Origin of the sequence: Crenobacter intestini (genome assembly GCF_004919095.1) — a bacterium.
GTDB lineage: Bacteria > Pseudomonadota > Gammaproteobacteria > Burkholderiales > Chromobacteriaceae > Craterilacuibacter > Craterilacuibacter intestini.
The window spans coordinates 46285-58412 of sequence record NZ_STGJ01000020.1 but is presented as its reverse complement, the minus strand read 5'-3'; the positions used below and the strand labels follow the sequence as shown (position 1 = coordinate 58412).

The window sequence follows — 12128 nt, the reverse complement described above, 5'->3', positions numbered from 1 at the left end:
TCCTGCGCTACTTCAACCCGGTCGGCGCGCACCCGTCCGGGCTGATCGGCGAAGACCCGAATGGCATCCCGAACAACCTGATGCCCTTCATCAGCCAGGTCGCCGTCGGCAAACGCGATGCGCTTAGCGTGTTCGGCGACGACTACCCGACCGTCGACGGCACCGGCGTACGCGACTACATCCATGTGGTGGACCTGGCGCGCGGGCACCTGGCGGCGCTCGACGCACTCAGGCACACCGGCGGGCTGCTCACCACCAACCTCGGCACCGGCCGCGGCTACTCGGTGCTCGAAGTGCTGCACGCCTTCGAGGCCGCCTGCGGCAAAACCCTGCCCTACCGCATCGCGCCGCGCCGCGCCGGCGACGTCGCCGCCTGCTGGGCCGACCCGGCCGCCGCGCGCGAACTCTTAGGTTGGCAGGCCGAGAAAGGTATAGAAGAAATGTGCGCGGACAGCTGGCGCTGGCAGCGCACCAACCCGGACGGTTACGCCTGAGTAAAATCTGGCACCAGTACGTAGTTCTACGGATACCGCCCGCGTGCGCCCGCCCGTAATATTGCTGCAAGTTCTTGGAGTGGCAGCACCGGGTTGGCAACAACCCAACATTTCGGGCGGTACCGCGGGCAGGGCGTTCTGGAAACAGGCGGCTTGCCCGCTTCACTTTGTGAGCTAGTCTCAAGCGACCACCGCAGCAACCCGACTTCAGGAAGCAACCCATGATTCTCGTCACCGGCGGCGCCGGCTTTATCGGCGCCAACTTCGTGCTCGACTGGCTGGCTCAATGCGACGAGCCCATCGTCAACCTCGACAAGCTCACCTACGCCGGCAACCTGCAGACGCTCGCATCGCTGAAAGGCGACACGCGGCATGTCTTCGTGCGCGGCGACATCGGTGACCGCGAACTGCTCGCGCGCCTGCTCGCCGAACACCGGCCACGTGCGCTCATCAACTTTGCCGCCGAGAGCCACATCGACCGCAGCATCCACGGCCCGGGCGACTTCATCCATACCAACGTGGTCGGCACCTTCAACCTGCTGGAGAGCGTGCGCGGCTACTGGAGCGCGCTGCCGGCGGCAGAAAAGACCGCGTTCCGCTTCCTGCACGTGTCGACCGACGAGGTGTACGGCTCGCTCGGCACCGACGACGCGCCGTTCAGCGAGACCCACCGCTACGAGCCGAACAGCCCGTACTCGGCGTCCAAGGCGGCGTCCGACCACCTGGTGCGCGCGTGGCACCACACCTACGGCCTGCCGGTGCTCACCACCAACTGCAGCAACAACTACGGGCCTTACCACTTCCCGGAGAAACTGATCCCGCTGGTGATCCTCAACGCGCTTGCGGGTAAAGAATTGCCCATCTACGGCGACGGCATGCAAGTGCGCGACTGGCTCTATGTTAAAGACCACTGCAGCGCAATCTGCCGCGTGCTGGCCGCCGGCCGTCTGGGCGAGACCTACAACGTCGGCGGCTGGAACGAGAAGCCGAATATCGAAGTGGTGCGCACCCTGTGCGCGATCCTCGACGAACTGTCCCCGCGTGCGGATGGCGCCTCGTACGCCACGCAAATCAGCTTCGTCACCGACCGCCCCGGCCACGACCGCCGCTACGCGATCGACGCGCGCAAACTGGAGCAGGAACTGGGCTGGAAGCCGGCCGAAACCTTCGAGACCGGCATCCGCAAGACGGTTGAGTGGTACCTCGCAAACCAGCCGTGGGTGGAAAACGTGAGCAGCGGCGCATACCGCGACTGGGTGGGAAGCAGTACGGCTGAGCCCGCCTGCAAGCTACCGGGCACCCGCCCCTGCCGGCGGGTGCCTGCCCGGCACTAAACCGCATCTGAAGCAACGCCATGCCGCAAAACCCAGCACCGCAACTCGCCTGGTATCTGGTCCACACCAAGCCTCGCCAGGAGGCCAAGGCTTTGCTGAACCTTACGCAGCAGGGCTACACCTGCTACCTGCCGCTGATCAGCGTGGAGAAGCTGCGCCGCGGCAAGGCGCAGCAGGTGAGCGAAGCGCTGTTTCCGCGCTACCTGTTCATCCATCTGGACAGCAGCGAAGGCGGCCGCAGCTGGGCGCCGATCCGCTCCACCCTCGGCGTCAGCACCTTGGTGCAGTTCGGCGGGCAACCGGCCAAGGTGGACGACGCGCTGATCGAACAGCTGCGCACACACGAAGCAGCGCTTCCGGCCGCCACCCTGTTTGCGCCCGGAGAAACCGTGCGCATCACCGAAGGCCCGTTTACCGGGCTGAACGCCGTTTATCAGTGCAGCGACGCCGAGCAACGCTCGCTGGTGCTGCTGGAACTCCTGCACAAGCAGGTGAAGCTACGGATCGATACCGCCCGGCTCGGCAAATCTGCTTGAGCCGGCCTCTACGGCCGACCTGCCACAGGTTGCATAACCATGCCCACAAAACCAGCCGGAATGCTTGGTACTAGCTCGGTACAGGGGTAAACTTGTTCAACCTTGAACAGTGGCCGGTAACGGCCACTGTCCGTTTATACCAATCCGCGCTTGCTGAACGTGACACGGCAGGGCGGTAGCGTGCCCGAAACAACCCCCTATCCCACCCTTCAGCAAATGCCCAGCCGCCAGAGCCGATTGCAGGAAGACACCTACTACCGGGTGCTGCGCCTGCTGCAGGACAACCCCGACCTGACCCAGCGCGAACTGGCCAGCCAGTTGGGCATCAGCGTCGGCGGGCTCAACTACTGCATGAAGGCGCTGATGGAAAAGGGCTGGGTCAAGATGCAGAACTTCGCGCGCGCCAAGAACAAGTTCGGTTACGTCTACGTGCTCACGCCCAGCGGGGTCGCCGAGAAAGCGCAGCTCACCAAGAGCTTCCTGCAACGCAAGCTTGAAGAGTACGAAGCGCTCAGCCACGAGATCGAGGCGCTGCGCGCGGAAGTGAAGGCGCAGCACGGCAGCCCGCCGGATCAGGGCAGCCAAACGTAGGGTGGATAGCCGCTGACTGAGCGCGACAAGCGAAAACAAACAAAGGAAATACCCATGCCAACCATCAGCATGTTTTTTGGCATCGTGATCTACATGTATTTCTATGATGACTCAACCCACAAGTAACCGCATATTCATGCCCGCTACCAAGGCATGGAGGCCGCCTTTTCCTTGCTGGATGGCGAAATCCTAGCGGGCAGCCTGCCCACTGGGAAGGTGCGCATGGTGCAAGCGTGGATTGAAATCCACCAAGAGGCCTTGCTGGCTGACTGGGAACTCGCCGTCAACGGCGAGCGCCCGTTCCCGATAGACCCGCTCAGGTGAACCATGCACAAAGTGACGCAGCTCACTGTATTAGACAACACTCGACTGTTGCTGACTTTTAATGCAGGCGAACAAAGAATTTTTGATGCAAGCCCGTTTCTTGAGCGAGGCGTGTTCAAAATCCTGAAAGACCCTGCCCGATTCCGACAAGCATACGTGGCTTTCGATACCGTATGCTGGCCCGAAGATCTGGACATTGCACCCGACACCCTTTATCAGCACGCGCAGCCCTATCGTAGCGTGGGTTAGCCGACACCGTCGGCGTAACCCACCAGCACAGTAATCTCCCGCCAGCGGAAGAATCTGGCGCGCAGCGCCAGATGAAGGCAGCCCACAACAACACGCAAGCAACACCCAATCTTGGAAAGCACAACATGAGCAAAGCCCGCAAAGGCATCATCCTCGCCGGCGGCTCCGGCACCCGCCTCTACCCGGCCACGCTCGCCGTCAGCAAGCAGCTGCTGCCGATCTACGACAAGCCGATGATCTACTACCCGCTGAGCACCCTGATGCTCGCCGGCATCCGCGACATCCTGATCATCTCCACCCCGCAAGACACCCCGCGCTTCGAGCAGTTGCTGGGCGACGGCAGCCAGTGGGGCTTGCAGCTCAGCTACGCAGTACAACCCAGCCCGGACGGCCTCGCCCAGGCCTTCCTGATTGGTGAGACCTTCCTCGACGGCGCGCCTGCCGCGCTGGTGCTCGGCGACAACATCTTCTACGGCCACAGCTTCGCCTCGCTGCTGCGCGACGCCAGCGCCAAGCCAAGCGGTGCCAGCGTGTTCGCCTACCACGTGAACGACCCGGAGCGTTACGGCGTGGTCGAGTTCGACGCCACCGGCAAGGCGCTGTCGATAGAAGAAAAGCCCAAACAGCCGAAAAGCAGCTACGCCGTCACCGGCCTGTATTTCTACGATGAACAGGTGGTCGACATCGCCAAGACCATCCAGCCCTCGCATCGTGGCGAACTGGAAATCACCGACGTCAACAACGTCTACCTGCAACAAGGCCAACTCGACGTGCAGACCATGGGCCGCGGCTACGCCTGGCTGGATACCGGCACCCATGAATCGATGCTGGAAGCCAGCCAGTTCATCGCCACCATCGAAAGCCGGCAAGGCCTGAAGGTGGCATGCCCGGAAGAAATCGCCTTCCTCAGCGGCTGGATCGACGCGGCGCAGGTGGAAAAACTGGCCGCCCCGCTCAAGAAAAACGCCTATGGCCAGTACCTGCTGCAATAATTGGCCTGACCCACACTGTCGAGAGAGGCAAGCCGATGAAAATCACCCCCCTGTCGATCCCTGACGTACTGCTGATCGAACCGCAGGTCTATCACGACCAGCGCGGCTACTTTCTGGAAAGCTTCAACCAGGCCCGTTTCGAACAGCAACTCGGCCGGCCGGTGCATTTCGTGCAGGACAACCACTCGCACTCGGTCCATAAGGTGCTGCGCGGCCTGCATTACCAGCTTGGCAAGCCCCAAGGCAAGCTGATCCGCGTAACCCAGGGCGAGGTATTCGACGTGGCGGTCGACCTGCGCGAATCCTCCCCCACCTTCGGGCAATGGACCGGCGGCATCCTCTCCGCCGAGAACCATCACCAGCTATGGATCCCGGAAGGCTTCGCCCACGGCTTTTACGTGCTCTCCTCCACCGCCGACCTGCACTACAAGGCCACCGATTTCTGGTACCCGCAGGGCGAACGCACCCTGCGTTGGGACGACCCGGCCATCGCCATCCGCTGGCCGCTTAGCCAGACACCGATCGTTTCAGCCAAGGACGAACAAGGGCATTATTTTGAAAGTAGTGATAAATACGCTTAAAAATGAAACATTTTACGCAATAGATTAGCACTTAGGCAAGTGCAGCCCCCAATAGTCTTTACAACTCAATAAAATCAATCCAGAAAATCTTACACATAAAATGCTTAATTTAAACAACACTAAACTTGCAATTATCGGCCTTGGCTATGTAGGGTTACCACTGGCGGTAGAGTTTGGAAAAAAACGCTCTACAGTCGGCTTTGACATTAACGCCAAACGTGTTGCGGAACTGCGATCTGGGCAGGATCACACGCTGGAAGTAGACCCACAAGAACTCAAGAAGGCACTTAATCTAAGTTTCACAACAGACCTGGAGTCTCTGCGCAACTGCAACGTGTTCATAGTCACAGTACCCACCCCTATCGATGAGCATAAGCAGCCGGATCTTACTCCACTTGAAAAAGCATCGGAAACGATCGGTAAAATTCTGAAAGAGGGTGACATCGTTATTTACGAGTCTACCGTCTACCCGGGCGCAACAGAAGAGGTTTGCGTACCCATACTAGAGAAATTTTCCGGGCTAAAATTCAACAAGGATTTCTATGCAGGCTACAGCCCAGAACGCATCAATCCAGGTGACAAGGAGCACCGCGTCACCACCATTAAAAAAGTAACCTCAGGTTCCACCCCAGAAGTTACCGATCTGGTTGATGCACTGTACCAGGAAATTATTTTCGCCGGCACGCACAAGGCGCCATCCATTCGTGTCGCAGAAGCTGCAAAAGTCATTGAAAACACGCAGCGCGATGTAAACATTGCCCTAATCAATGAGCTTGCATTGATCTTCAATAAAATGGAAATTGATACAGAAGCAGTCCTGCAGGCTGCAGGCACAAAATGGAACTTCCTGCCATTTCGTCCTGGCCTAGTCGGTGGTCACTGTATTGGAGTTGACCCTTACTACCTGACCCACAAGGCGCAGTCTGTCGGCTACCACCCGGAAATTATCCTTGCGGGCCGTCGCCTGAACGACAACATGGGCATGTACGTTGTATCTCAGCTGGTCAAGGCCATGACCAAGCGTCGCATTCATGTGGAAGGGGCAAGGGTACTGGTGATGGGACTGACCTTCAAGGAAAACTGTCCGGACCTTCGCAACACACGTATCATCGACATCCTGCACGAACTACAGGAATACAATGTAAAAGCCGATGTTTTCGACCCGTGGGTGAATGCGGAAGAAGCAGAGGCGGAATACGGAATCAGTCCTGTCACCCACCCGGAAGCCGGAACGTACGATGCAATCGTTCTTGCTGTCGCACATCGGGAATTCAAGGAACTAGGGGCGGAAGGTATTCGGACATTCGGTAAAATGGACAACCATGTGCTTTACGATTTGAAATACGTGCTGAATGCCAGCCAATCCGACATTAGACTTTGATCAATCATGACGACCACTTACGAATCTATCTGCTCCACCCTACCAAAATCGCCAAAATGCTGGTTGATCACCGGCGTAGCAGGGTTTATCGGCAGCAACCTGCTCGAAACCCTGCTGCGGTTGGACCAACAGGTCGTCGGCCTGGACAATTTTGCTACGGGCCATCAGCGCAACCTTGACGAAGTTCAATCGTTGGTCTCTCCACAGCAGTGGGCACGATTTCAATTTATCAACGGTGATATCCGGAAATTGGAGGACTGCCGAAAAGCATGCACCGGGATTGACTACGTGCTCCATCAGGCGGCACTCGGTTCGGTCCCACGTTCGCTCGACGACCCGATCACAAGCAACAGCACGAACATCGATGGCTTTCTGAATATGTTGGTCGCTGCACGTGACGCACAAGTAAAAAGTTTCACTTATGCCGCATCCAGTTCCACCTATGGTGACCATCCAGGACTCCCCAAAGTGGAGGATCGCATTGGTAAGCCACTCTCGCCCTATGCAGTAACCAAGTACGTCAACGAGTTATATTCAGATGTATTTGCACGCAACTACAACTTTCAAAGTATCGGCTTACGCTATTTTAATGTATTTGGACGCAGGCAGGACCCAGATGGCCAATATGCCGCAGTTATACCGAAGTGGGCATCAGCACTAATAAAAGGAGAGCAGGTTTACATCAATGGAGATGGAGAGACCAGTCGGGACTTCTGTTACGTAGCCAATGCGGTACAAGCTAACATTCTCGCCGCAACCACCACAAATCCAGAAGCTAAGAATCAAGTTTACAATGTAGCAGCAGGTGATCAAACTTCTCTCAATATATTGTTCGAGCTTCTGCGAGAAAATCTCCAAGACTATGGGGTACCCTCAATATCCAAACCACTCTATCGAGACTTCCGATCCGGAGACGTTCGACACAGTCAGGCTTCTATCACAAAAGCACAATACCTGCTGGGTTATGCTCATACGCACCGCCTAGCAGATGGAATTAAAGATGCTATGCCGTGGTACGCTGCAATGCTTGGAAAATTCTGAGTTAGAGCCGCTAACAAAACTTGTCGGGCGGATTCAAAATGTAAGTGCAACGACCTGCAAGCCCTTCAATTCAAGGGCTTGCCCTCGTGGCTTTGTTGCACAAATCGCCTGAAGGCTAGGCTTCCCCTTTCCCCAAATGCAGTTACCCCATGCGCACCGTAACTGGCCTGCCCAACTGCGTGAAGCGGTTGAGGAGTACTGCGCGAATCTGCAACTCGGCCACCTGACGTTCAAACGTCCGCGCCATGACGCGCTCACCCAGTCGTTTGAAGCAGCGCATCTTCGTTTCGACCAGGCTACGCCGGTGGTAGCCACTCCAGCTCTTCCAGATCGTCGCGCCCAGCCTGCGGGCAGCACGTAGAATTTCGTTCCGCGCCCTGGCCCCTGCGCCATCCTCCTTCCACCGTCGGCCATTCTTGCGAACCGGAATGATGGCTTCGGCGTGACGTGCCGCAATAGCCGCGTGGCAGGCTTTGGTATCGTAGGCGCCGTCGGCGCTGACACTCGCAATCGGTTCGTCAGGCGGGATCTGATTGAGTAGCTCTGGCAACATCGGGGCATCACCCACACCATTGCCGGTCACTTCGATCGTGCGGATCTCCAGCGTGTCTGCATCGATTCCCAGATGGACCTTGCGCCACTGCCGGCGGTATTCGGCGCCATGTTTCTTGCGCTTCCACTCGCCTTCGCCAAGAAATTGGATGCCTGTGCTGTCGATCAGCAACTGAAGTCCTCGTCCGTGCTTCTGAGCCAGAATTGTGACGGAGATCGAGTGTTGGCGACGGCTGAGCCTGCTGAAATTCGGCACTTGCCAGTCCAGGCCCGCCAGTTTGATCAGGCTTTCGACCAAGCCGATGGTCTGCCTCAACGCCAAACCAAACAGGCATTTTATGGACAGGCAGAACTGGATGGCTGCATCGCTGAAGGTTGCAGAGCGGCCGGGCTTGCCGGAAGGTTCGGCTTGCCATTGCAAGTTGGTGTCCAGCCAGATCAGATGTGAGCCGCGCGCCTTGAGCGCGGCATCATACTTGGCCCAGTTGGTCGTCTTGTAGCGGGCTGGTGCGGGTTTGCTCATGCCCGGATGCTACCCGACAAGGTCAGCATGAGGGAGTTGTGCAACAAAGCCTAAGCCAACCACACCCCATCAAAAATGCTAAATCACATCAAGAAACTACTTTTTGGCAATGGTATCGCCCAAGCCATTCAATTATCGTCCCTGTTAATCCTATCTCGCATATACTCCGCTAGTGATTTCGGTTTCCTAGCGCAAATTCAAGCTTTCGCAACCTTTAGCACTATTATTGCTACATTGCAGTTACACCTTGCAATCCCGCTAAGCCACAACGAAAATGAGGCCAGATCACTCACTAACCACACCCAAAGCATTGCTTTATTTTTTGCCTTTTTATTTCTAGTACCATCGCTCATTATTGGCAGCCTAGGCATCTATACACTCTGGCTAACACTATCCATCGCCATTATTAACACCTGCAACGGTTACCTAATTTACAGAGGCTGCTTTGCAAAAATATCGAAATATTACATTGTGCGAGCTGGTTTTGTAGTGTTCCTACAGCTAATTTTTGCACTTTTCAAAGTAAAAGATGGATTAGTATTGGGAACCTTGCTTGCTGAAACTATTACAGCCATATTTCTCATGAAATTTGGACTTGACCATAGAACTAAATTCAGCATGCACCTTCCCGATCTAGCAAATACAGCACGAACACACAAATCATTTTGCCTGTATGGGACCAGCCAAGAACTTGTCTCCGTAGCTGCCTTTTATGCCCCGCTAATTTTGTTTGGGATTTATTTCGACTCTTCTATCACTGGCCAATATGCGATGGCTAGTCGATTGATCTGGGCACCAACTGTCCTCATCTCTAAGAACATCGCGCAGGTCGTTTATCACAGATCAGCACAACCCACGCCCTTCCATCTGCCAAGCATAAAAAACATAAAATCAAATGGGAAAATCATTTTCGCTATACCAATTATCTTAATTATTATCTCATGTAGCGAACACATAATACCAATTATTATCGGAGATGAATGGAAACTGACCGCAAAGATAACCCCAATAATATCCATATGGGCTTTAGCATTTCTAATAGCCACCCCTTTCCGCGTTTTATACAGAACATATAAACTACAAAAAACACTTCTAATATTTGACTCATTACTATTAACTGGCATCATTGCATCATTCCTCGCAAAAACCTCCGCATTAAATACAGTCACAACCATCGCAAGCATAGCTGCAGCACTACAGATCATCACAATATTCACGATAGTGAAAAAAATAAATAAATTGCAAATCAAACTAAAGCAACCATCAAAACGCGAGTAATTTCAATGGTAACGATTAAAAAAACACTGCCATACGAGATAATATTAGTAATATTAACAATATTAACATCGTTAATATACTTTGAAATATTTGTCGAGAATCCAAACAACTCAACAAAGATTGGAGTTGAAAACGCCACAAACTTACATGATCATAGCGTTTACACAACATATCTTGAAAACATTGACAACAACTCCGCAATCACACTTGCAGATAACAACATCGGCATCGCCGCAATTTACAAGACCCTCTCTATAATACTCCCTAACGAATTAACAAAAAACATATCTTTTCTCGCTACAATAGTAAATACAACAACTCTTATTTATTGCTACGTAACATACAGATCAATATGTAATAGACTCAATTTAGGAGCGTTCGGAAGACTTAGTTTCTTCATCAATACATCCCTCCTTTATTTTACCCAACTTATCAACAAAGACCTCTTCACCATTCTATTGATATTAACAACCATTCAATTCGGACTAACCAATAGAAAGTGGACATTACTCTTACTAATTCCTCTATTTGCTCTTGTACGGCAACAACTTGTTATTTACATAATTCTATACGCCGCGATACAGTTCTCTCGACAACCTAGGCACACCATAATAGTGTGCTACATAATTACAAGCCTTTTGGCTACTGCAGTTGCCATCAATATACCATTTATCGAACAGGAAACTCTTGGCGACGGATTCAGCAGTCTAGTAAGTGAAATAAACCACAAATACTATATTGGGTACTTGCTACTTAATCCAATTCGGATCATTCAATTCATTCAAGATGCACTACTAGTGCTCAATCCAATCACAGAGTCAAACTCTATTGATTTTGCAAAAATATTAAGAACCCCCCCTGTTTTATTTATATTGTGCATTTCAAAAAACCTAATACCAACAAAAAGGCACCTATCCCTATGGCGAAGCAAAAGCGCCAGGGCAATAACTTCATCAATCATAGCATTTACACTCACTTGGCTAATGAACCCAACGATAAATGCAAGATATGTAATGCTTATTTTACCATCAATAACCATTCTTGCGATTTACACAAAAATACAAACATCCACTTCTAAAAATGAACACACTCTTATACACCGGGGCTTTTCGATTCCCAAATAAAGATGCGGCAGCGTCAAGAGTATATTCTGTGGCGCAGTTATTCGCACAGCAAGGCTTTAACGTTTCTTTTGCAGGATGGGAATCACCGGAGGATGGGAAAAAAAAATACCATTATCGCGGCCATAGTTGTTTCCCAATGGCTGAATTCAGGGAAAAGCCTCTCCCCCCTTATAAAAGAGCAATAGGCTTTCTTTTCAGAGGGCACCACACACTACGCTGGCTTTACAACAACAACACCTACAAAACAGTTATCGTCTATAACCCTCCTGCATTATTTTGTCTTGGACTATTTGTCCTGCAGAAACTCCATGGATTTACATTAATCCTTGACAGCACCGAATGGTTTGAAAGCGAACACCTCCCTGGAGGGAAATATAGCGTCGCCGCAATCGAAAACTGGGTGCGAATGCACTGGGTATACCCACGTTTCAAACATATAATTTGCATCAGTCGCTTCCTAGAGAAGCATTACACTGGCAGCAACACAATCAACATTCCACCACTTACAACCTTCCCCCTCCCCTCGGCATCGTCAGAGATCAACAATTTAAAAATTAATTTCCTATACGCTGGAAATGCGGGCAAGAAAGATTTATTAATCCCTTTTATTCGAGTGCTCCCTAAACTACAAAATCGTCTAAATAAAAAAGTAAGACTGGATATTGCTGGCTCAACATGGGATGATCTAGCACAGCAAATTAAGTCATCCGGATTAAATCCAGATGCATATTTAGAATACGTACACTGCCACGGCCGAATAAGAAATGACGAAATCCCGGCGCTTTATGAAAAAGCAGATTTTTCCATTTTATTTCGAGAAGAAAAACGTTATGCGCATGCAGGATTTCCCACCAAGGCCGTCGAGAGTTGGTCTATGGGGTGTCCCATTATTTTGAACAAGGTTGGCGACATAGGCCACATCGCCACACACATGCAAGATTCAATTATTGTTAGAATTGACAAGCTAGAAGAAGATTTAGTATGCGCCTTGGATTCCATCAACACCGACCATCTGGCATCCATGCGAATGTATTGTTTAAGTAAAATTCAACACAATTTCACCGCACCATCCATAGAAAAACTATTCTTAAATTTTATTTCTAGAATTGGCAACCACCCCTAAACACA

The 12128-nt window shown here is 52.5% G+C and carries 13 protein-coding genes; 12 read left to right on the top strand and 1 reads right to left on the bottom strand.

Annotated elements, in window-relative coordinates; translation table 11 throughout:
- The 10 genes from E5K04_RS14655 to E5K04_RS14610 form a co-directional block, all read left to right on the top strand.
- On the top strand, nucleotides 1–494 hold a 494-nt coding region (locus E5K04_RS14655; protein ID WP_136555473.1), incomplete at its 5' end, for a GDP-mannose 4,6-dehydratase.
- 221 nt (nucleotides 495–715) lie between these two features.
- Complete coding sequence (gene rfbB, locus E5K04_RS14650) at nucleotides 716–1828, top strand: dTDP-glucose 4,6-dehydratase (RefSeq protein ID WP_136555471.1); 1113 nt, start codon at nucleotides 716–718, stop codon at nucleotides 1826–1828.
- A gap of 20 nt (nucleotides 1829–1848) precedes the next feature.
- Nucleotides 1849–2364 (top strand): transcription/translation regulatory transformer protein RfaH, encoded by a 516-nt coding sequence (gene rfaH / locus E5K04_RS14645; protein ID WP_136555469.1) that lies wholly within the window; start codon nucleotides 1849–1851, stop codon nucleotides 2362–2364.
- Nucleotides 2365–2580: 216 nt separating this feature from the next.
- Nucleotides 2581–2955: a MarR family EPS-associated transcriptional regulator gene (locus tag E5K04_RS14640; RefSeq protein WP_136555467.1), complete on the top strand. Its 375-nt coding sequence runs from the start codon at nucleotides 2581–2583 to the stop codon at nucleotides 2953–2955.
- Between the two features lie 132 nt (nucleotides 2956–3087).
- Nucleotides 3088–3279, top strand: a complete 192-nt coding sequence (locus E5K04_RS17020; protein WP_268907640.1) for a DUF4160 domain-containing protein — start codon at nucleotides 3088–3090, stop codon at nucleotides 3277–3279.
- Between the two features lie 3 nt (nucleotides 3280–3282).
- Entirely contained in the window at nucleotides 3283–3528 is a 246-nt protein-coding gene (locus tag E5K04_RS14630) for a DUF2442 domain-containing protein (RefSeq protein WP_136555465.1), read from the top strand.
- Between the two features lie 125 nt (nucleotides 3529–3653).
- Entirely contained in the window at nucleotides 3654–4520 is an 867-nt protein-coding gene (rfbA, locus tag E5K04_RS14625) for a glucose-1-phosphate thymidylyltransferase RfbA (RefSeq protein ID WP_136555463.1), read from the top strand.
- A gap of 35 nt (nucleotides 4521–4555) precedes the next feature.
- On the top strand, nucleotides 4556–5101 hold the full coding sequence (rfbC, locus tag E5K04_RS14620) for a dTDP-4-dehydrorhamnose 3,5-epimerase (protein WP_136555460.1): 546 nt from the start codon (nucleotides 4556–4558) through the stop codon (nucleotides 5099–5101).
- A 100-nt stretch (nucleotides 5102–5201) separates the two neighbouring features.
- Entirely contained in the window at nucleotides 5202–6482 is a 1281-nt protein-coding gene (tviB, locus tag E5K04_RS14615; RefSeq protein WP_136555458.1) for a Vi polysaccharide biosynthesis UDP-N-acetylglucosamine C-6 dehydrogenase TviB, read from the top strand.
- Nucleotides 6483–6488: 6 nt separating this feature from the next.
- A complete protein-coding gene (locus tag E5K04_RS14610; protein ID WP_136555456.1) occupies nucleotides 6489–7523 on the top strand; it encodes an NAD-dependent epimerase/dehydratase family protein in 1035 nt (344 codons plus the stop codon).
- Between the two features lie 142 nt (nucleotides 7524–7665).
- On the opposite strand, the gene E5K04_RS14605 is transcribed toward E5K04_RS14610, so the two are convergent.
- Nucleotides 7666–8598, bottom strand: a complete 933-nt coding sequence (locus tag E5K04_RS14605; protein WP_136555454.1) for an IS5 family transposase — start codon at nucleotides 8596–8598, stop codon at nucleotides 7666–7668.
- 75 nt (nucleotides 8599–8673) lie between these two features.
- On the opposite strand from E5K04_RS14605, the gene E5K04_RS14600 reads away from it, so the two are divergent.
- The gene (locus E5K04_RS14600) at nucleotides 8674–9876 is read left to right on the top strand and encodes a lipopolysaccharide biosynthesis protein (protein WP_136555452.1); all 1203 of its coding nucleotides are present in this window, start codon (nucleotides 8674–8676) and stop codon (nucleotides 9874–9876) included.
- A 1152-nt stretch (nucleotides 9877–11028) separates the two neighbouring features.
- Nucleotides 11029–12123 (top strand): glycosyltransferase family 4 protein, encoded by a 1095-nt coding sequence (locus E5K04_RS14595; protein ID WP_168929244.1) that lies wholly within the window; start codon nucleotides 11029–11031, stop codon nucleotides 12121–12123.
- Nucleotides 12124–12128 lie beyond the last annotated feature (5 nt).